Source organism: Streptomyces durocortorensis, assembly GCF_031760065.1.
Lineage (GTDB): Bacteria > Actinomycetota > Actinomycetes > Streptomycetales > Streptomycetaceae > Streptomyces.
In genome coordinates, this window is the sequence record NZ_CP134500.1 from 5,969,932 (window position 1) to 5,989,052 (window position 19,121).

General features: G+C 70.8%; 21 protein-coding genes. 3 read left to right on the plus strand and 18 right to left on the minus strand.

Annotated elements, in window-relative coordinates:
- Window positions 1–121: 121 nt before the first annotated feature.
- The 12 genes from RI138_RS26405 to RI138_RS26460 all read right to left on the minus strand — a co-directional run bounded on the left by RI138_RS26405 (window position 122) and on the right by RI138_RS26460 (window position 10,898).
- The gene (locus tag RI138_RS26405) at window positions 122–580 is read right to left on the minus strand and encodes a hypothetical protein (RefSeq protein ID WP_311121884.1); all 459 of its coding nucleotides are present in this window, start codon (window positions 578–580) and stop codon (window positions 122–124) included.
- 34 nt (window positions 581–614) lie between these two features.
- Complete coding sequence (locus RI138_RS26410; protein WP_311121885.1) at window positions 615–1,052, minus strand: HIT family protein; 438 nt, start codon at window positions 1,050–1,052, stop codon at window positions 615–617.
- Window positions 1,042–1,761 carry a copper homeostasis protein CutC gene (locus tag RI138_RS26415; RefSeq protein ID WP_398864363.1) on the minus strand — a complete coding sequence of 240 codons (720 nt, stop codon included), beginning with the start codon at window positions 1,759–1,761 and terminating at the stop codon, window positions 1,042–1,044. Before RI138_RS26415 ends, RI138_RS26410 begins: the two co-directional genes overlap by 11 nt.
- Before the next feature lie 275 nt (window positions 1,762–2,036).
- On the minus strand, window positions 2,037–2,564 hold the full coding sequence (locus RI138_RS26420; protein WP_311121886.1) for a dCTP deaminase: 528 nt from the start codon (window positions 2,562–2,564) through the stop codon (window positions 2,037–2,039).
- A gap of 100 nt (window positions 2,565–2,664) precedes the next feature.
- On the minus strand, window positions 2,665–4,083 hold the full coding sequence (locus RI138_RS26425) for an NADH-quinone oxidoreductase subunit N (RefSeq protein ID WP_311121887.1): 1,419 nt from the start codon (window positions 4,081–4,083) through the stop codon (window positions 2,665–2,667).
- Between the two features lie 5 nt (window positions 4,084–4,088).
- Complete coding sequence (locus RI138_RS26430; RefSeq protein ID WP_311121888.1) at window positions 4,089–5,594, minus strand: complex I subunit 4 family protein; 1,506 nt, start codon at window positions 5,592–5,594, stop codon at window positions 4,089–4,091.
- 4 nt (window positions 5,595–5,598) lie between these two features.
- Window positions 5,599–7,458 (minus strand): NADH-quinone oxidoreductase subunit 5 family protein, encoded by a 1,860-nt coding sequence (locus tag RI138_RS26435; protein ID WP_311121889.1) that lies wholly within the window; start codon window positions 7,456–7,458, stop codon window positions 5,599–5,601.
- Entirely contained in the window at window positions 7,455–7,760 is a 306-nt protein-coding gene (locus RI138_RS26440) for an NADH-quinone oxidoreductase subunit NuoK (protein WP_096630298.1), read from the minus strand. The genes RI138_RS26435 and RI138_RS26440 overlap by 4 nt, the downstream gene beginning before the upstream one ends.
- Window positions 7,757–8,317, minus strand: a complete 561-nt coding sequence (locus RI138_RS26445) for an NADH-quinone oxidoreductase subunit J (protein ID WP_311121890.1) — start codon at window positions 8,315–8,317, stop codon at window positions 7,757–7,759. Before RI138_RS26445 ends, RI138_RS26440 begins: the two co-directional genes overlap by 4 nt.
- A 7-nt stretch (window positions 8,318–8,324) precedes the next feature.
- Complete coding sequence (locus tag RI138_RS26450; protein WP_311121891.1) at window positions 8,325–9,212, minus strand: NADH-quinone oxidoreductase subunit H; 888 nt, start codon at window positions 9,210–9,212, stop codon at window positions 8,325–8,327.
- Complete coding sequence (locus RI138_RS26455; protein ID WP_311121892.1) at window positions 9,205–10,551, minus strand: hypothetical protein; 1,347 nt, start codon at window positions 10,549–10,551, stop codon at window positions 9,205–9,207. The genes RI138_RS26450 and RI138_RS26455 overlap by 8 nt, the downstream gene beginning before the upstream one ends.
- On the minus strand, window positions 10,542–10,898 hold the full coding sequence (locus RI138_RS26460; RefSeq protein ID WP_398863770.1) for an NADH-quinone oxidoreductase subunit A: 357 nt from the start codon (window positions 10,896–10,898) through the stop codon (window positions 10,542–10,544). The genes RI138_RS26455 and RI138_RS26460 overlap by 10 nt, the downstream gene beginning before the upstream one ends.
- 111 nt (window positions 10,899–11,009) lie before the next feature.
- On the opposite strand from RI138_RS26460, the gene RI138_RS26465 reads away from it, so the two are divergent.
- A complete protein-coding gene (locus RI138_RS26465) occupies window positions 11,010–11,471 on the plus strand; it encodes a hypothetical protein (protein ID WP_311123080.1) in 462 nt (153 codons plus the stop codon).
- Window positions 11,472–11,543: 72 nt separating this feature from the next.
- On the opposite strand, the gene RI138_RS26470 is transcribed toward RI138_RS26465, so the two are convergent.
- The 3 genes from RI138_RS26470 to RI138_RS26480 all read right to left on the minus strand — a co-directional run bounded on the left by RI138_RS26470 (window position 11,544) and on the right by RI138_RS26480 (window position 13,282).
- A complete protein-coding gene (locus RI138_RS26470) occupies window positions 11,544–11,930 on the minus strand; it encodes a hypothetical protein (protein ID WP_311121893.1) in 387 nt (128 codons plus the stop codon).
- Between the two features lie 78 nt (window positions 11,931–12,008).
- Window positions 12,009–12,917 carry a M56 family metallopeptidase gene (locus RI138_RS26475; RefSeq protein ID WP_311121894.1) on the minus strand — a complete coding sequence of 303 codons (909 nt, stop codon included), beginning with the start codon at window positions 12,915–12,917 and terminating at the stop codon, window positions 12,009–12,011.
- Window positions 12,914–13,282 (minus strand): BlaI/MecI/CopY family transcriptional regulator, encoded by a 369-nt coding sequence (locus RI138_RS26480; protein WP_096630288.1) that lies wholly within the window; start codon window positions 13,280–13,282, stop codon window positions 12,914–12,916. The genes RI138_RS26475 and RI138_RS26480 overlap by 4 nt, the downstream gene beginning before the upstream one ends.
- A 363-nt stretch (window positions 13,283–13,645) precedes the next feature.
- On the opposite strand from RI138_RS26480, the gene RI138_RS26485 reads away from it, so the two are divergent.
- On the plus strand, window positions 13,646–14,800 hold the full coding sequence (locus RI138_RS26485) for an aminotransferase class V-fold PLP-dependent enzyme (protein ID WP_311121895.1): 1,155 nt from the start codon (window positions 13,646–13,648) through the stop codon (window positions 14,798–14,800).
- A gap of 158 nt (window positions 14,801–14,958) precedes the next feature.
- The gene (locus RI138_RS26490) at window positions 14,959–15,282 is read left to right on the plus strand and encodes a DUF305 domain-containing protein (protein WP_398863773.1); all 324 of its coding nucleotides are present in this window, start codon (window positions 14,959–14,961) and stop codon (window positions 15,280–15,282) included.
- 63 nt (window positions 15,283–15,345) lie between these two features.
- On the opposite strand, the gene RI138_RS26495 is transcribed toward RI138_RS26490, so the two are convergent.
- The 3 genes from RI138_RS26495 to RI138_RS26505 form a co-directional block, all read right to left on the minus strand.
- A complete protein-coding gene (locus tag RI138_RS26495) occupies window positions 15,346–16,572 on the minus strand; it encodes a DUF1015 domain-containing protein (protein ID WP_311121896.1) in 1,227 nt (408 codons plus the stop codon).
- Between the two features lie 79 nt (window positions 16,573–16,651).
- Window positions 16,652–17,947, minus strand: coding sequence for an MDR family MFS transporter (locus RI138_RS26500; protein WP_311121897.1), 1,296 nt, complete (start codon window positions 17,945–17,947; stop codon window positions 16,652–16,654).
- Window positions 17,947–19,110, minus strand: coding sequence for a PLP-dependent cysteine synthase family protein (locus RI138_RS26505; protein ID WP_311121898.1), 1,164 nt, complete (start codon window positions 19,108–19,110; stop codon window positions 17,947–17,949). The genes RI138_RS26500 and RI138_RS26505 overlap by 1 nt, the downstream gene beginning before the upstream one ends.
- Window positions 19,111–19,121: the final 11 nt, after the last annotated feature.

The following is a 19,121-nucleotide window of genomic DNA, read 5'->3' on the forward strand; positions in this document are numbered from 1 at the left end:
ACCTGCTTCGGGAAGCGGCTGGATTGTGCGCTGGGCGAAGGTCAGCGCGGAGTGGGTGTCGGGCCTGCAACGGCCCAACGTGCGGAGCGGGGTCGTCCACGGGGTGGCCACTAGCGGGTTGTCATGAGCTACGCGCGCTGCGTGCGAGCCAGGGAGTGAGAGTGGTGTCCGCGATCAGTTCCTTGTAGGTCTCGTCGCCGGGGAGGGGGACGATGAGCCACTGGCCCGGGGGGAAGAACCGGCCCTTCGTGTGGGCGAGTCCGCCGTACACGGAGCGGAGGAACGCCGGGACGGAGTCCCGGGGCACGTCGTGGAACTCGACGTGATCCACGGTGATTTTCGCATCGTCCTCGGGAAAGACTCGGACGCTCACGGCGGGGGAGCCGGCCAGTTCGACGAATGCCTCGTGCGGCAATGAGCCGTCGGGGTCGAGGGTCGCGAAGACGCCCGCCGAGGTGCGGCGTGACGTCTGGTCGGCGCCGATGTCGTCGGTGACGGTCATCGCCAGGCGGTAGTCGTCCGCAATCTTGCGTATCGCGGTGACGGCGGCCTCGGTGGTCGGCAGGTGGGGGTGTTCCATGGTCACGATTCTTCCTCACTGAAGGTGGGCCGCGTCATATGGGCGCGTCGTCGCCGGTCTGCCTCAGAACGCGTTGGCGGGTCCGCGCCAGAGCGGCGGGGTGGGCGCGTTCCGCGTGCCAGGGCCGGTGCAGGTGGTCGGACTCGCACCGGGGCACGAGGTGGACGTGGAGGTGGAAGACGTCCTGCCAGCCCGCCGGACGGTTGGCCTGGAACAGTGTCATGCCGTCCGGGGTGAACACGCCGTCGAGGAGCGCGGCCATGCGGTGCGCGGTGCGCATCACAGCCGCCGCGTCGTCCTCGGCAATGGCCCGGATGTCGGTGGCGTGGACCTTGGGGATGACGAGGGTGTGCCCTTCCATCACCGCGGTGTTGTCGAGGAAGGCGACGGTCGACTCGTCCTCGAACAGGATCTCGGCGTGGAGCCGGCCGGTGACGATGGCACAGAACTCGCAGGTTGTCTCAGAGGTCATCGCGGTCAGGCTGTCCCGGGTCGGTCTCGATGAGCTGCCGCCACCGTCGCACGGCGGCCCGGTCGATCGGCGTGTCCCAGCCGCCGTGGCGCACGGACGTGCCGACGTGGAAGGTGTCGAGGCCGTGGGCGCGCAGGATCGGTACGTGGCGTGTCATCAGGCCGCCACCGGCCATGACGTTCACCTCATAGCCGCGCTCGCCCTGCCGGCCGGCTTCCGCGGTCAGGACGTCCAGTCCGCGCTCGACGCCGGGGACGGAGCCCGCCGTCAGTACGGTGTCCAGGCCCGGCAGTCCGTGGAGGGCGCGGCGCAGGGCGTCACGGTCGCTCGCGTGGTCCAGGGCGCGGTGGAACGTCCAGCGACAGCCCGGCACCGACGCGAGGAGGGCGGTGACCGAGGGCAGGTCCAGAGTTCCCTCCTGGGTGAGGAAGCCGAGTACGAAGGCGTCGGCTCCCGCCGCCCGGAGTGCCGAGGCCGCTTCGCCGAGCCGGTCCAGGTCGGTCGGCTGGAATCCGTTGCTGTCCCGCAGCATGATCCGCAGGGGGACGGTGACGGCCTCGCGCACGCGGAGGAAGTCGGGCAATGAGGGGGTCAGGCCGTCGGAGGCCATGTCCGTGGCCAGTTCCAGGCGGTTGGCGCCGCCCGCCACGGCGTCCATGGCCTCCTGCGCGGAGGTGACGACCACTTCCAGGATGGGTTCCGTCATGATCCTCAGCAGCGCCGGAGTGGCGCCGAAGGCGAGATGCTGGAGGTGGAGCACGTCCTGGTCCCCGGGCGGGAAGCGCGTCGTGATCGCGCGGGTGAGCCCGTCGACGTAGGACCAGAACCCCTCGCCGGAGGGGGCGGGCGCCGCGTCCGTACCCAGCATGAACGTGTCGGCGGCCAGGGGGGCCCGCGGCCCCAGGTAGAGGTCCTTGAGCAGCTCGACGCTACCGCCGGGGCTGCCCCAGGGCAGATCGAGCCCGGTCAGTACCTTCGCCGCGCTCACCGAAGCTCTTCGTACAGCCGTGAGATGTCGATCCCGCTCGTCCGCGTGTACTTGTGCCCCAGGTGCTGGTAGCTGGCAGTCGCTCCGGCCGTGGACAAGAAGACGATCTTCCCGAAGGGCATCAGCGGGTAGACCTTGACGGGCTGTGCGACGCGGATCTCCAGGGTCCAGCGGATGGCGTGGCCGACGTGTCCCAGCGGAGCCGAGACGTGCACCCAGATCCCCAGCGCGCCCAGGCTGCGGTCTCCGTTGATCATCTGGGCGTAGCGCTCCGAGTGCGTGCGCTCGTGGGTGACTCCGAGGTAGAGCCGCCCCGGCCGGAGGACCATGCCCTCCGCGGGGATCACGTGTTCGGTGCCCCGGGTGGCGGCTGCCGCGTCCAGCTCGTCGCCCTCGCATACGCGGATCCGGTCGCCCAGGTGCCAGTCGTAGGCGTTCGGGGAGACGCGCTCCGGGGCGAAGGGCTCGATGACGATGTCGCCCCGCTCCACGGCGGTGGTGATGGCTTCACGGGTGAGGATCATGTCGCCGGTACCGCCACGTCCGCGGCTTCCCGCAGGACGCACTTCTGGCGCGCCGCCTCCGATCTTGTCGAGACGTCTGCGGTCGGCGGATTCGCCGCGATCAGGTGGCGAGGGAACCGCCCAGGGCGGGGAGTACGGGGCCTGCGGCGAGTCCGAGGCCCACGGAGATCAGGGTGGCCGTGTAGGCAACGCCCCGAGCCGAGCGGTCGCTATCGGTGAGAGCCGTACCGTTACCCGGTGAGACGGCCGGGGCGATCCAGCGCAGGTAGTAGAAGAGGGAGGCGACGGTGTTGACGGCGGCCAGGATCGTGAGCCAGGTGTAGCCGCCGTCGATGGCGGCGCTGAACGCCTCCAGTTTCCCGACGAACACGGCGGTCGGCGGTGTGCCGACGAGGCCGAGGAGGCAGATGACGAGGCTGGCGGAGAGGAGCGGTCGTCGCCGAGCAAGGCCGCGGTAGTCGGCGAGCCGGGTGGCCCGGGGGAGGGCGCAGACCACGGCGAAGGCGCCCAGGTTCGTGACGGCGTACGCGGCCACGTAGTACAGCAGGGCGGGCTGGGCGAGGTCCGACCGTCCGGTGACGGCGACGGGCAGCAGCAGGTATCCGACCTGACTGATGGTCGAGTACGCGAGGAGCCGTTTGACGTCGTCCTGGAAGAAGGCGGCGAGATTGCCCAGTGTCATCGACGCGGCGGCGATCACCGCGATGACCTCGGGCCACGGCATGCCGCTGTCGGCGAGGACCGCCTCGCCGAGCCGCAGCAGGGCAGCAAGGGCGCCGATCTTCGGGATCGTGGTCAGGAAGGCCGCCACCGGTGCCGTACTGCCCTGCACCGTGTCCGGCACCCAGAAGTGGGCGGGCACGGCACCGGCCTTGAACAGCACGCCGGCCAGGAGCCCGACGGCCCCCGCCGCGACGAGCCCCTCGGGCGCATCGGAGAGCGTGGGCCCGAGCGACGGGTAGCCGGTCGCCCGCCCTGCGGCGTAGAGGACGGTGATGCCGCCAAGCATCAGTACCCCGAGCAGCGCGCCGATCACGTAGTACTTGAGCGCGGCCTCGGTACCCGGGCCGTCCTTCCGGAAGCCGGCGAGCGTGTACGCGGGGATGCTCGTCAGCAGGTACCCGGCGGCGAGCAGCAGCAGGTCCTGGGTGCCGGCCATGACGAGCGCGCCGAGGGCTGAGAGCTGGACGAGGACGTATGTCTCGCTCTCACGTGGGTGCGCGTGGAACTGCCTCGCGAAGAGGGCGAGCACGAGCAGGAGGGCGCCGAGGACGACGATTCGGGACGTGCTGGTCACCGGATCGACGGTGAAAGCCTCGCCGAACGCGGTCACGTCGGGGTGTGCCGCCGCGACGGCCGCCGCCACGATCCCCGCGCCTGCGGCCGCCGCCGCGAGAAGTCCCACCAGCCACTGCCTGCGACGCGGCAGCCAGGCAGCGAGGAGCAGCCCGAACACGGCCGAGGCGGCGAGCAGCACCTCGGGAAGGATGTCGAGCGGGTTCTCGTTCATCTCGCTCATGACGTTCATCGGGCGAGCTGCTCCAGGACCTCGCGGGAGGCCGGTTCGATGACGTCGAGGAGGAAGCGCGGGGCCACACCGAGGACCACGGTCAGGACGAGAAGTGGGACGATGCCCGCGTACTCGTGGGCTCGCAGGTCCGGGAACACGCGTGGCGTACCGGGTGCGTCCGGCAGTCGCAGCGGCCCCATGAGAATTTGCCGCAGCGCGCGCAGGAACAGCCCGGCAGTGAGCAGGATGCCGAGAACGGACAAGGCGGTGGCGAGCGGCCTCGGCCCGAGCGAGCCGGTGAAGATCTGGAACTCCGCGATGAAGCCGGAGAAGCCGGGCAGCCCGAGCGAAGCGAAGGCCGCCGCGCCGGTGAGGGCCGCGAAGACAGGGGCGGTGGCGGCGAGACCGCCGTACGCGCTCATGTCGTACGTCCGCCCCCGCTCGTACATCACACCCGCGAGGAGGAACAGCGCACCGGTGATCAGGCCGTGGCTGACCATTTGGGTGACCGACCCGGTGATCGCGAGGGAGCGGGCCTGAGCGGAGGTGTCGGCGGTCGCGGCGGCCGCGCCGACAGCCAGGATGATGTAGCCCATGTGGTTGACGGAGGTGTACGCCACCATCCGCTTGAAGTCGGTCTGGGCGAGTGCCACCAGGGCGCCGTGGAGGACGGACACGACACCGATGACGACGATCACGATCGCGTACCGGCGCCAGGCGTCCGGCAGCAGGGGCATGGCGATGCGCAGGAACCCGTACGTCCCCATCTTCAGGAGCACCCCGGCGAGGATCGCGGATCCGGCCGCTGGCGCTTCGGTGTGGGCCGGCGGCAGCCAGGTGTGGAAGGGGACCGTCGGCGTCTTCACGGCGAGTCCGATCACCACGGCGAGCAGGACGAGTGCGGCGTAGGCGGACCGGCCGGCGAGAGGGTTCTGCCGGGTCAGATCGACGATGTCGAAGGTGTGCGGGGTGGCGGCCAGGTAGAGGCCGATGAAACCGAGGAGCAGTGCCAGCGAACCGATGAACGTGTAGAGGAAGAACTTCAGCGCTGCCCGCTTCGCGTCGTGGTGGCCCCACCCCGCGATGATGAAGAACATCGCCACGATCGACAGGTCGAAGAAGACGAAGAACAGGATCAGGTCGAGGGACACGAACAGCCCGAGACACGTGGTCTGGAGGAAGAGGAAGAGCGCGGCGAACTCCCGGAAGCGTCGGTTCTCGCGGAGCGAATACAGCGCGCAGGCGAGGAACAGCACGCAGGTGAGCGCGAGTAGCGGTAGTGACAGGCCGTCGACGCCGACGTGGTAGCCGACGCCCGCGCTGGGGATCCAGCGGGCCCGCAGCTCGTACTGGATGCCGCCCGCGGTCCGGTAACCGGCCCAGATGGCGACGACCAGACCGAGTTCGGCGGTCGCCGTCGTGACCCAGACGGTGCGCAGTGCCTGGACGGGCATACGGGAGGGGAGCGCGAGGAGCAGTAGGGCGACCGCGGTCGGGGCGAAGACGAGGGCGGTGAGCAACGGGCTACCTCACGAGGACGAGCACGACGGCGATGACGGAGAAGGCGGCTACGGCCTGGGCGAGGTAATGGTGCAGCTGGCCTGTCTGCGGTCGGCGGGCCCAGGCGCCGAGCCGACGGGATGCGGTCGCGACGCCCTCGACCGCGCCGTCGACGGCGCCTTCGACGAACCGGTTCGTCCACCGGGCCAGCACCAGCGTGCCCCGGGCGGAAGCCAGTAGAGCGCGGTCCAGGACGTGGTCGTCGAGCGCGGCGGCGGCACGGGCGATCCGAAGGGCGGGGGAGACGAGGAGAAGGTGGGCGGCCCGTTCCAGCCCAAGCCAGTTCGCGCTCCCCGCCTTCAGCGGGCCGGGCAGTGGGACGAGGCGGGCGCCCCAGCTCCAGGCGACGGCGGCGGCGGCGAGCGCGAGTGCGCCGGAGAGTGCGAACTCCCAGATCACCGGAGACGGTTGGCCTTGTGCGCCGAGGTATCTGCCGAGCGCGTCACGTACGGGCGGAAACGCCACGGGCGTCAGAGCGATACAGGCGAGGGCCAGAAGCGTGAGCGGCGCGACCGTCCCCCGGGGGACGGTCCGCCCGTCAGTGGTCCGCTGCCCGGTTCGGTCCCGCCCGAAGTCCCACACGAAGCGGAGGACCTTCACGCTGTAGGCGGCGGAGAGAACCGCTGCCGCGAGCCCGGTGGCGTAGAGCCACGGACTGTCTTCAAGGGGCACGGCAAGCAAGACGTCCTTCGCGGCCCAGAGAGAGAGCGGGGGCAGCCCGGCGAGAGAGAGGGCGCCCACGGTGCAGAGCACGCCGACGGTTCGGTGCGCCCGGGCGGCCCCGCGCAGCTCAGGGAGCTGCTGCGTCCCCCATGCCGTCAGCCAGGCGCCGGCGACCAGGAAGAGCAGGCTCTTCGCGGCGGCGTGAGCCATCAGCTGCAGCACACCTCCCGTGGTCGCCCCCACACCGGCCGCCAGCACCATGAACCCGATCTGCGCGCAGGTAGAGGCGGCGAGCAGCTGCTTGAGGTCGGTCTGCGCGACGGCGACGACCCCGAGGACGACGGCGGTCGCCGCACCCACCCACGCGGCCGCGTCTGCGCCCCAGCCGGAGGCGTCGAGGAGTGGTCCGGTCCGTAGCAGCAGGTAGGCGCCGGCGACCACCATCGCCGCGGAGTGCAGAAGCGCCGACACAGGGCTTGGGCCCTGCATGGCCCGTGACAGCCAGAAGCTGAAGGGGAGTTGCGCGGACTTCCCGAACGCCGCGATCAGGAGCCCCGCCGTCACGAAGGACAGCCACGGCTCGTCGCTGTACGCGAGGCCGTCGAGGGTGAGCGGGCCGGGTCCCGCCGCGAGGGCGGCGCCGGCCGCGAGATACAGGCCCAGGTCGGCGGCACGGGTCGTCAGGAAGGCGGTGCCGGCCGCGGCGGTACGCTCCGGCTCGCGCCACCAGTACCCGATCAGCGCCCAGGAGGTCGCGCCCATGACCTCCCAGCTCATGAGCAGCACCGGCAGGGTGGTGGCGGTGACGGTGACGAGCATGCTCCCCGAGAAGAGGAGCATCAGCCCGAAGAAGCGGGCCCGCGCGTCGTGGGCGCCGAACTCCGCCACACTGAAGAGGAGTACGGCGAGGGTGACGGCGGTGACGGTGACGACGAGGACGCCGGAGAGGCCGTCCACCGCGATCCGGAAGGGGAGCCCCTCCATCAGGGGCGCCTCGACGGCCGGGTGCTGGAGAGAAGCCGTGATCGCGAGCCCCAAGGTCGCGACCGAGACGCCGACCGCGAGCAGCGGGGCCGCCCGGTCCGCGGGCCGCCCGGCCAGAGCCAGCAGCGCACCGGCGCTCAGCGGCAGGCCGATCAGCGTCCACAGCGCAGCGCTCATTCCCTCAGCTCCGCCGCCATGTCGGTCATGTCGATCTCACGGGAGCGGAACAGGGCCGTGACGACGGCGAAACCGATCGCCATCTCCACCGCCATGGCGGTGATGGCGACCACGATCAGGACCTGACCGTCGGCCGTGGCGGGCGCGATGTAGTGCCAGGCCGCGCCGGCGGCGAGGATCACCCCGCCCAGCATCAGCTCCAGGCCCATCATCAGCATCACGATCGACTGCTGCGTCAGCGCCCCGAAGAGCCCGACGCAGAACAGCGCGGCGGCCACGATCAGGAACAGCTCCAGGCTCATCGGCCCACCCCGCCCCGTACCGGGTCGTCGGGGCGGGGGTCCTGGAGCCTGTCACCGTACCGGTCGTACCGGCCGCGCTGGGTGGAGAGCACGACGGTCGCGACGATGGTCGCGAACAGCGCCATCCCCAGCGTCATCATGGTGAGCATCTGGGGTCCCATCAGGGACAGGCCCAGGTCCATGGTCGGATCGACGGGAGGCCGTCCGCTCCGGCGGGGCCAGGGGGCGAGCAGGATGCCGACGAGGAGCAGCACGAAGGACAGCGCGCAGACAGCCGCCGCTCCCCGCTTGTTGTGGACCATCGTCATCGGCGTCAGCCCGGCCGGGTTCATCATGAACATGATCATGAAGACGGCCATGATGGCCATCTCGATCGTCATCATCAGCACGGTCACGATGCCCAGATAGTCCAGGCCCAGCACGATCAGCTCCCCGCCCACACACAGCAGCGCGGTGAGCAGCGAAAACGTGGCGCGCGCCATCGAGTCGAAGCGGAACACCATGACGCCGCTCGCCACGGCGAGCACCGCGAGGACCCAGAACGCCGAAGTCGTCATCGCTCCCTCACCGTCCGAGCACCACCACGGCCACCACGAGGGCCTGCGCCACCGCAAGAGGGGTCAGGACGACCCAAGCCAGCTCGACGTACCGTTCCATCCGTACGGTCGGCACCCTGCGGCGCACCCACAGCAGGAAGGCCAGCACGGCCACCGTCTTGACCACGGTCCAGGCCCAGCCCGGAAGCAGGGGGCCGTGTCCGCCGCCCAGGAACAGCGGTACGGCGAAGGCGGCGGCCACGACGATCAGCAGCCACCGTCCGCCGAGGAACAGCAAGCGGTCCACCCCGGACAGCTCGGCCGCCGCGCCGCCCGCCGCGTCCGCGCCCACCGGCTGGTCGAACGGTCCCCAGAAGGCCATGGCGAGCGCGCTGAGAAGGTAGATCCCGAACGCCGCCGGCATCCACACCGCGAACCAGAGCCCGGCCTGGGCGTCCACCACCGAGCCCACCCGCAGGGACTCCGCGCCGAGCGCCGCCGTCGTGATCGCCAGCATGTGCGGCAACTCGTACGCGAGCCCCTGCGCCAGGAAGCGGTAGCCGCCGACCAGCGACAGAGTCGAGTTCGGCCCCCAGCCCGTCAGCCACACGGCCGCCCACGCCAGCGCCTCCATGGCGTTGAACCACACGATTCCGTCCGGCAGATCGGACAACGACCGGAAGCCGAAGGGAAGTACGACGGCGGCGAGGACGGCGGCCACCGGGAGCAGCGCCGTCCCCAGCCGTACGAGAGGGACGTCGGCGGCCCGCGTGATCCGCCGCTGCTTCACCAGCAGCCGCAGGACCTCGCGGCCTGCGCTCGTCGACCCCGCGTCGACGGTCGCCGTGACCCAGGCCGCCAATGCCAGCGCGAGAGGGAGGACGAGGGCGGCCCAGAGGGGAGCGGACTCAACCATGACCATGGGCTCCCGGCACGTGCTGAGGGGCCAGTTCGTCGAGGTCGGGATCCAGGCTCGCCACGATGAGCCGGGCGCAGGCGTACTCGGTGCCTTCGAGCAGTTCGGGCAGCGCCTCCAGCAGTGCCTGGGACGGGGGCACCTGGGTGTCTAGGCGACCCCGAGGGCCGACCGGGTGATGGGCGGAGAGCGGGTCGCGGTCGTCGACGTGGCCGAGGGCCTGATCGAGCCCGTCCAGCCATGCGATCAGCCTCCTGTGCACGTCACCCCCCGGCTGCCCCCCGACTCGTTCGCCAACTCCCGCCGTGAGCCACCGCAGTGTCCACGACCTGCGTACACGCCGAGCCAAAGGGCGGACGAGCGAATGGAGTTCCGCTCCGGGGGCACCGTCGAGCGTGCGATCGCGGGCGACGCGTGCTCTAGTCGCCGACTCCCTCCAGCCGGCGACACCGAGGAGTCTGCCGAGGCTGTCGAGGTGTGCCGCACATCGCCGCCGAGCGGCCTCGCCGACCGTCACCGGATCACCGGTCATGGCCCTGAGCCACGGCTCGTTCCAGAACGCAGGCCTGGACGGGGAAGGCGCGGGCACGGTTTCGACCTCCGCGCGCTGCACGACGTCGCCCTGGAGTTCGAGGTGCAGCACCAGTCCCGCCGGCCAGTCCGGGAGCGCGGGCCCGAGCGGCACGTGGAGCCGGTCAAGCCTCAATCCGTCCCGGTCGTCGGCCCTCTCGGCCAGGGGAAGGCCGGCGATGGTGCCCATGTGGTGGCCGTGGGCGCCATGTCCCATCCGGTCATGCCCCGTGGCGTCATGAGACATGTGGGGGTGATCTGTGCCGCCGCCGTCGGCCATGTGCCCAGGTGCCCGATGCGGGTCATGCCCGGTGTGATCACCGCCCTCGTGATAGCCGCCAGGGCCGTCGTGACCACCATGCTGCTCGTGGTTGTCGTGCCCGGCGCGGTGCTGCGGCGCCGGGGCGTGACCCTGCCGGTGATCGGTGTGCTCCATGTGCCGGGCAGGCTGGGCGACTGCCTCCAGGAGTGCGGCGTGCACGTGGTCAAGCGCATGCGCCGCGTGCCCGGCATCGGTGATGGTGACCAGCGCCTTCGGGCCCGGCACGCCCTGCCACAGCCGCTCCGCCCAGTCACCCTCGCGAACAGGAAGCGGGGCGCCCGCGAAGACCACCAGGTCCGCGGAAGCGGGACCGGCGGCCTGGGGCCACGCCCTGCGGGCGAGCTCCGCCTCGACGGCCAGCCTTTCGCGCGTAGCGCCCCGACCGGGCGCGATCAGTACGGCCGGCCGGGCCAAGGCCATCTTGCCGATGCCCGTCCTCAGGTCCATCGGAAGGCCCCTTCACGCCAGGCGTAGCCGACGCCGGCGAGCAGGATGCCGAGGAACAGGAACATCTCGACGACTGCCGCAGTGCCGATCTCCGGAACGACCTTCGTCCACGGGTACATGAAGAGCATTTCCATATCGAACGCGAGGAAGATCATTGTCACGGGGTACCAGCGCACGTGGAAGCGCGATACCGGATGCTCCCGGGGTTCGAGGCCGCCGCTGAACGGGCCGGTGTGCAGCGGCTCTCGGATGGTGCGGACGACGGCCCCGAAACAATGCAGGAGGAACACGCCGGTCAGGACGACCGCGAGGAGAGAAGCGACGGGCCCCCATCGCGCGGCTTCCACGTGCTCCCCCTTCCCGACGGGCGGACCGCTTCGACCCACCATCGGCAGGCAGCATCTCAGCGACCAATCCGCGAAAGTCGGAGCAACACGTACGAAGGCGAAATTTCGGTCTTGATTGTGAGAGGCGGCGACGGACACGAGCTGACCGCGAAGAGGTCTCCGCGTCCTGAGTGCGAAGGCGGTGAACGGGACGACTCTCCCCAGCGGGACGAGGATCGCCGCGTGTGCAGGGAAGTCCTCGAAGTGCTGGAGCCCGCCGATGAGCATGCCGATGCCGAACGACAACAGGAGAGAGGCGCCGATCACCACGAGCCCGCGGGCGAGCGGCGGCCGTCCCTGGGCCGACAGGAACTCGTCGACGAGCGTGGCGACGAGGAGGACGAGGACGCCGACGACTGCCACCACGGTGTCGTGAGGTGCGGGCCGGCCGGTGAGCAGAGACGCGGGTACGTTCCATGGTGCGGTGGGCGCGTGGCAGCCGGCCCTCCGCCGAGTGGGCGGAAGCGGCGCAGGAACGCGCGAGGGAGCGGGCCCGAAGCGTGGCCGGTCGGCGAGACGGCGCTCCGGACGTGAAGAAGTGACCTGACGGTGAGCCAAGTGGGAGGGGACTGGGCCCGAGGGACGGACTGCCGCCACCTTGGCCTACTACATGCGCAGAACGGCCGATGTGGGGCCGGATCCCACTGCGGGAAGAACCGTCACCGCAGCCTTGCTGGTGCCGGCGAGTACGGCCTCCGCGTCAAGCGGGGACACCGGCGGCGGAAGGATGCCGAACCCCGCGGGCGGCTGCCCGGTCGCACAGTCCTGGACGACGTGCGCCGAGTCCTCATCGGTGCCGTGGTCGTGGAAGGACGCCTGGATCCGATCGTGCACATGACCGACGGGGACGGCGGCGACGCTCCCCGGTGGCGTATGCCCGGCGCTGCTGTCGGCACGGAGGCCGTGGGCGTACAGGAGCCCGAAGACCAGCGCTCCGAGCCACAGCAGTCGCGACCACGGCGGAACCAGAGAGCGCGTGCGGCGCTTGCTCACGCCTCAGGTTCCGTGACCACGGCGCGATCATGGCCAGCCCGGGGGACGCGGCTGGACCGGGTGCGCCGGCCCGTACCGTCAGACGCCGGGCGGGCAGGCCACCAGCAGCGGCAGGAGCGGGATGGCCAGGGTCACGGAGGCCACCGAGCCGCAGAGAGCCGGGTGAGGGGCCCGACGCGGGCCGAGGATGCGCTCGATGCGGAGGAGGACCGTCGAGCCGCCCGCGCCGAACGCGGCCTTCGGAGCCCGGCCGGCGGCCATTTCGTACATCGCGGTCGCCAGAACCACGTGGGAATGGCTTCGCAGGGCGCGGTCGTCCGCGATCATCTCAAGCAGCACAGCCATCTCATCGCGTCCCCGGCGGGCGAGCGGCACCCAGGGAAAGACGGTGGCGAAGGCCTGAGCAGCGGCGATCAGCAGATGATGGCGGCCGGCGATGTGCGCCCGCTCGTGCTCCAGGACGGCGTCGAGCTGATCTTCCGTGAGTAGCCGCACGGCAGCCTCGCTCACGACGATGCGGGAACGGAGACCCGGGAGGCAGTACGCGGCGGGGGTGCCGTGTGGCAGGACCGTGGCGCGCAGGCGGTCGGAGCGTACCCCCACCTTGTCGAGCCGGTCGCGGTGCCGGGCGCGCACGATTCCGGCCCGCGCGACGTGGAAGAGGAAAGCGCCGCCGAAGGCGGTGACAACCGCGAGGGGCGTCGCCAAGGCCAGCCGGTCGGCTGTCGTCGGGTTCGGGTCCGGAGTTCCCGCATCCAGGCCGCAGGCATGCAGCAGCCCTACGAGTCCCGCGTGCAGGTGCTCGGTGGGCATGGCCAACTGGGACGCGGCGAGCGCGGTCGCGAGGGTGAACGACAGCATGAGGGCGAACCACACGGCTGCCGCGAGCGCCGGTGCCCGGTGTGGCCATGCGCTGCGCACCAGCAGACGTGGGGCAGCGACGCCCACGACGGCCGCGTACCCCAGGAGAGCAGGGGCCGCGTTCACTCCTTCGCCCGTCGTCCGACGTCTCGAAGGGCCTTGCGGAGCGCTGTGATCTCGTCGGCGTCGAGGTTCTCCACGAACTGGACGAGGGCCGCGGGCCGGTCCTCACTGGCTTCCAGGCCGTCCTCCATGAGCGCGGCCGAGTACGCCTCACGGGTCGCGACGGCCTTGTACCGCCAGACCCGGCCGTCTCTGGCGCGTGTCAGATGGCCCTTGTTGAAGAGGATGCTGGTGACCGTCGTCACGGTCGTGTAGGCGACATCGCGATGGAGGTTGATGTCGTTGACGACCTCACGCACGGTGGCGGGGCGGTTCCATCTCCAGAAGCGGTCCATGATCTCCGCTTCGAGCTCCCCCAGCCGGCGCATGGCCCGTGTCCTCTCCGCTGATCCCGCGTTCGAATTCATAGTAGACGGGCAGCTCAGGGGACGGTCCCGCGCGGATGGAGCGGCTGTCGTCACGGGGCCGAGGCCCAGTTCAGGCCGTCTGGGTGATGGAGCTGTGGGCACTCGCGGGCACTTTGCGTAACCTCGCTACCAGAAGGGCACCGACAGCTACTCCGCCACCGCTTCGCCGGTCGCGGTGCGAAGGGGTGCTGGATGTCGATGACGAGTCGTCGTGATCTGCTGGCGAGTACTGCAGGAGCGGTGGCGGTCACGCTCTTGCCCAGCTCCTGCACGGTAGGAGCGAGCACACCGCGGGAACGGCCGGTCACTACGCCCGATGGGCGGGTGGACTGGGACGCCTTGCGGGCGCAGTTCCGTCTGGAGCCGGGATGGGCGAACCTCGCGCTGTTCTACCTGGCCTCGCATCCGAAGGCGGTGCGGGAAGCAGTGGATCATCTGAGCGCTCAGGTCGACGCCAATCCTCTGGCGGTGCCCGCGGGGCTGGCGCTGCCCGACGGTCCGACTGGATGGCCCCGGGTACGCCAGGCGCTCGCCGCCTGTCTGGGAGGCCGGGCCGAGGAGATCGCGATGACGGCGAGCACGAGTATCGGGCTGGGTGTCGTCTACAACGGTGTCGTGACCCGTCCGGGGCAGGAGTTTCTGCTGACGGAGCTCGACCACAACTCCCATCGCACCGCCGCCCGACTGGCCGCCGAAAAGCACGGCAACACGGTGCGGCTGGCCTCCTGGTTCGCCGATTCGGCCACCGCGACGGCGCAAGGCATCGCAGCGGCGGTCGGCGAGGCGATCCGGCCGAACACCAGAGTCGTCGGGATCACCTGGGTGCAGTCCAGCACGGGGCTTCGGATGCCGGTGCGGGCGGTGGCCGACGTGGTGCGCCGGGCCAATGAAGGGCGCAGTCCTGCCGACCGGTGCCTGCTGGTCGTCGACGGCGTGCACGGGCTGGCGGCAGTGGACGAGGACGCCGCCGGCCTGGGCGCGGACGTGGTGATCGCCGGAACGCACAAATGGCTGTTCGGCCCCAGGGGGACGGGGCTGATCTGGGTGGCGCCGGACATCCTCGACCAGCTGCGGCCCACGTTCGTGAGCTTCATCGGGAGCGGAGGAACAGCGGCCCTGTCACCCGGAGGGTTCCTGGCGTTCGAGCACGCCTTCGCCCTGCCCGTGGCGGTGGCGTTGCACGAGCAGCTGGGCCGAGCACGCGTCGCCGCCCGCGTCACACGGCTGTCGACCCGGGTGAAACAAGGACTGGGCCGCATCCCCGGTGTCACCGTGCACACTCCTGCCGACCCGGATCTGTCAGCCGGCATCACCTGCTTCAGCGTGGCCGGGTACACCCACCAGCAGGTCGTCGACCACGCCGCATCCCGTCGCGTACGGCTGTCCACCTTGAACTACACCCGCATCGGCACCGCCGTGATCAACACGCCGGCAGAGATCGACACCGCACTGAACAGCCTTGCTGATCTCGCCCGCTGAAAGTCAGCGCCTGCGATGGGGCCGTGAGTTCCGTCAGGAAGGGCGCAGCGCCACCGAAGAGGCCGCGTCTGCATGCGCTGCTCGTCCTGGCCGTGCTCCTCGGGCTGCTGGGCATGCACGCCATGGGGCCCGTTCCTGCGATCGCGCAGGAGCCATACATGAACACGCACCGTAAGCTGATCCGCCGTACCGCCCTCGTCGCAGCCACCGGCGTCTCCGCTCTGGTGCTCGCCGCCTGCGGCGGCAACGGAGGAGACCGGCACGACATGGGCTCCATGGAGTCCACCACCGCCGCCCCCACCACCAGCGCGCCGGCGCCGACCGGTCAAATGATGATCAAGCACCACGAGGGTGCCATCGAGATGGCCGAGAAGGAGAAGGCGGAGGGCGAGTACGGCCCCGCCCGCGAGTCGGCCGATGAGGTGATCAAGGCCCAGACGTCAGAGATCGAGCAGATGAACAAGATGCTCGGCAAGAGCTGACGGAAGCTCGGGACGCGTGCGCGGGGCACGACCGGTACCACCCGGCCGTGCCCGCTGCTGCGTCTACGTGTTCCGTAGGACCCGCATCACGAGTCCGGCGGCGGGTTTCGGTCCGAACGAGGTGGACTTGCGGGGCAGGAGAACGCCCTGCTCGGCGAGTTCTCGTACCCGGTGCTCGGTGGGGGCCGGCAGAAGCACGGCGGTCCCCGTGCCCTGGGATGTCACCGCGGCGACGGCCCGGTCGGCGTCGTGCAGGTGGACGACCGAGCCTGGCAGGTCGGGTATGGACCAGCAGACCGGGATGAGGAGACAGTCGGTCACAGCTGCCGGCTGAGCCCGCCACTCGATCGGCAGTCCGGCCAGCGCGTCCGACAGGGCTGACACATGCGGTTCCGTCACACTCCAGGCCCGCCCGTCGCCGACGAGCACCAGTTCGTCCGGCCGGGGGAGCCGGGGTCCGGAGGGAAGCGGCCGGACGCGCGCGACGCCGGATGCCGCTCGCGCGGCCTTCTCCGCGTCCAGACCGGGTAGGACACGGTGGATCGCCCTGAGCCGCAGCGGAGTAGATGCCGAGTCGACGAGCAACGCCTGGCTGTGCTGCCAGGGGACGCCGTCCCGCGACCGGGTGAGCCGGCGCGCGGCGGCGAGGCGGTGGTGCCCGTCGGCGACCAGCGGAACACGCGGCCCGCCGAGGGCGGAGGTGAGGAGCGCCTGGTCGTCGGGATCGGTGCACCGCCAGAGATGGTGCGTGACGCCGCCCAGTTGGGCGCTGGCGACGCGCGGGTGCTCCGCGACCCACTCCGCCAGACGGAGGCCGGTCCCCTCGGCGGAGCGGTGCGTGAGCAGCAGGGGCTCCAACTGGGCCCCGAGACCGGACATGTGGGCGGCGCGCTGCCGTACGACGTGTTCCTGCACGTCCTCGTGAGGGACAACGGGGCAGGTATGGGGGCCGGCGACGGTGAGCTCGCCGATCAGCCCCCGCTGCAGGAGTCGGGGGCCGAGGCGTTGCTCGTAGACGTACAAGGAGGGGGCGGCGTCGCGGCGCAGGACGCCGCGCTCCAGCCAGCGTTCCATCTGACCGGCGGCGTCCTGCGGATCGGCCGCGAAGAGCAGACGGGCTATGTGGTGGGGGCGTGCGCGCTGGGCACGGGCGTGGGCGGGGCTCATGTCGTCGTACGGGGCGCTGAGGACGGCGGACAGCTGGCCGGCCCGCGCCGGGTCGTAGCGGACGGCGCGAAACGGATGGAGCCGTACGGTGGTATGCGCCTTCCGCGACGGGACGGTCGTCAAGGTTCACTCCCGGATGTGGGCATGGCGGCACGGGGGAGGGCACGTCGTGGGCGCCCGCCCCCTTGTCGCCGGCGTCAGGTCAGGCGGTCACGGGCTGCGGCCGGGCCTCGGCCGGTGGTTCGGTGAGGCGGCCGGTGCGGTGCAGGCCGTACAGGGCGGCGGCGCACGCCAGGCCGAGCGCGGTCAGCGCCAGCCAGGGCAGGGCGGAGAGGCCGGCCTCGCGGGCGGCGTCGAGCGTGGCTCCGGTCAGGAGGTTGCCCAGGGTGATGCCGACTCCGCAGATGGTGTTGTAGAGCCCGTAGTGCGTGGCGACGAGGCGGTTCCCGGAGAGCCGGACGATGGTGTCCATCTCGAAGGGGTACGCGATCATCGTGCCCACGGCCAGGAGCAGCGCCGCGAGCGTCGGTGGTACGGCGGCCAGCAACCACAGCCCGATGCCTCCGCTGGGTACGGGAACCGCAGTGGCGGCGAGGAGAGGTACGAACGCCACGCCCATGGTGAGCAGTCCCCAGGTGAGGGCGCGGCCCGGCTCCACGCGGGCCTTGCACCAGGCGGTCACCTTCGTCTGGAAGAGGATGGTGCTGAGCCCGGAGACCGCGAACAGGACGGCGACGGCCGCCGTGCTGAACCGGCCCTCTCCGCCGAGGCGTCGGACCTCCAGCGGAAGGGCCAGGTAGACCTGGAAGGACATGACGTACGAGCCGATCATGGCCACGGAGAAGAGCAGGAACGGGCGGTTGGCGAGGATGCCACGCCACTCGGCGAGCACGCTCTGCCCCTCCTTCTCCGTGGTTTCCTTGGCCCGGCGGGCCGGGAGAGCGCGGATCTGGACGACGCTCAGTACGGCGAAGACTCCGGCCGCGACGAGGCAGGTGACGCGGAAGTCCACGCCGGTCAGCACCATGCCCACCAGCGGGCCGAGCAGGATGCCCGCCTGGTAGAAGACGTTGAACAGGGCGAACGCCTCGACCCGGCGCTCACCGGCGTCGGCGGCGAGATAGGCGCGGGTGGCGGGATTGAACAGGGCGCCGGCCAGGCCCGTCGCCGCGGAGGCGGCGATCAGCGCGGGTACGGAGTCCACCAGGCCGAGGGTCGCGAAGCCGACGGTCCGCAGGACGAGGCCGGCGATGATCATCGGCTTGTAGCCGAGCCGGTCCGCGAGGGTGCCGCCGACCAGGAACATGCCCTGCTGACTGAAGTTCCGCATGCCGAGGATCAGCCCGACAAGCCAGCCGGCGAGGCCCAGAGGCCCGGCGAGATGCGCCGCCAGATAGGGCATCAGCATGTAGAAGCCGAGGTTGATGGTGAACTGGTTCACCATCAGCAGCTGCACGCTGCGCTCGTACGAACGGACTTGGGTGATCGTGCCCTTCATCAGACCTGCTCCTGCGTGGAGTCTGCGAGGTCCTCGTCGTTCAGGCCTGCGTCTGCGTCTGCGTCTGCGTCTGCGTCCGTGTCGGTGTCGGTGAGCGTGAGGGGGTCGACCACGGTGGCGCAGCGGGTCCAGCGGGTGACCTCCTTCTCGTCGAGGCGGCCGACGACGTCGGGCTCGATCGCGGGGGGCCCGTCGAGCAGACCGTGGGCGGCGCAGTAGTCGTCGTCGTACACGGTGCTGAGGTAGCGCTGCGGGCCGTCGGGGAAGATCGCGGCGATCCGTGCCTCCTTGGGCAGCGAGCGTGCGAGCCAGCCTGCGACCAGGGCGACCGCGCCGACGCTCCAGCCGCCAGTGGCGTAGTGGGAGGTGGCGAGCTGACGGCAGGACCACACCGCCTCGCTCGGCGCCACCCAGTGCACCTCGCTGAACTGCTCGTACGCCACGTTTCGGGGGTAGATGCTCGATCCGAGCCCGCGCATGAGCCGTGTGCGCGCCGGCTGGCCGAAGATCGTCGAGCCGATGGTGTCCACTCCGACCAGGGTCAGGTTCGGATAGAGCTGGCGCAGGACACGGGAGACGCCGGCGGAGTGCCCGCCGGTGCCGACGCTGCACACCAGGACATCGATGTGGCCGAGTTCGGTGGCGAGTTCGAGGGCGAGCGGTGTGTACGCGGTGGTGTTGTCCGGGTTGTTGTACTGGTCCGGGCACCAGGACCCGGGGTGCTGTGCCAGGAGCTGGGTCACGCGGTCGCGGCGGGCCTGCTGCCAGCCGCCGGTCGGGTGCGGTTCGGCGACCACGTTGACCCGGGCGCCGTACGCGGTCAGCAGTCGGCTCATGGACAACTCCAGGCCCGGGTCGGTGACCAGGGTGACGGGGTGGCCGTACACCATGCCGGCGAGGGCGAGGCCGAGCCCGAGGGTGCCGCTGGTGGACTCGATGATCCGGGCGCCGGGGCGCAGATCGCCACGGGCGCGGGCTCGTTCGGCCATGTGCAGGCCGGGGCGGTCCTTGATGCCGCCGGGGTTGAAGCCCTCCAGCTTGGCCCAGAAGCCGCGGCCCGTGGGGGCGAGCGGCTCCGAGATGTGGAGGAGCGGGGTGTTGCCCACCAGCCCGGAAAGGGCGGAGCGGGTGGGGGGCGTGACGTCTGCGGTCGAGGAGTGCATGTTCCGCTCTC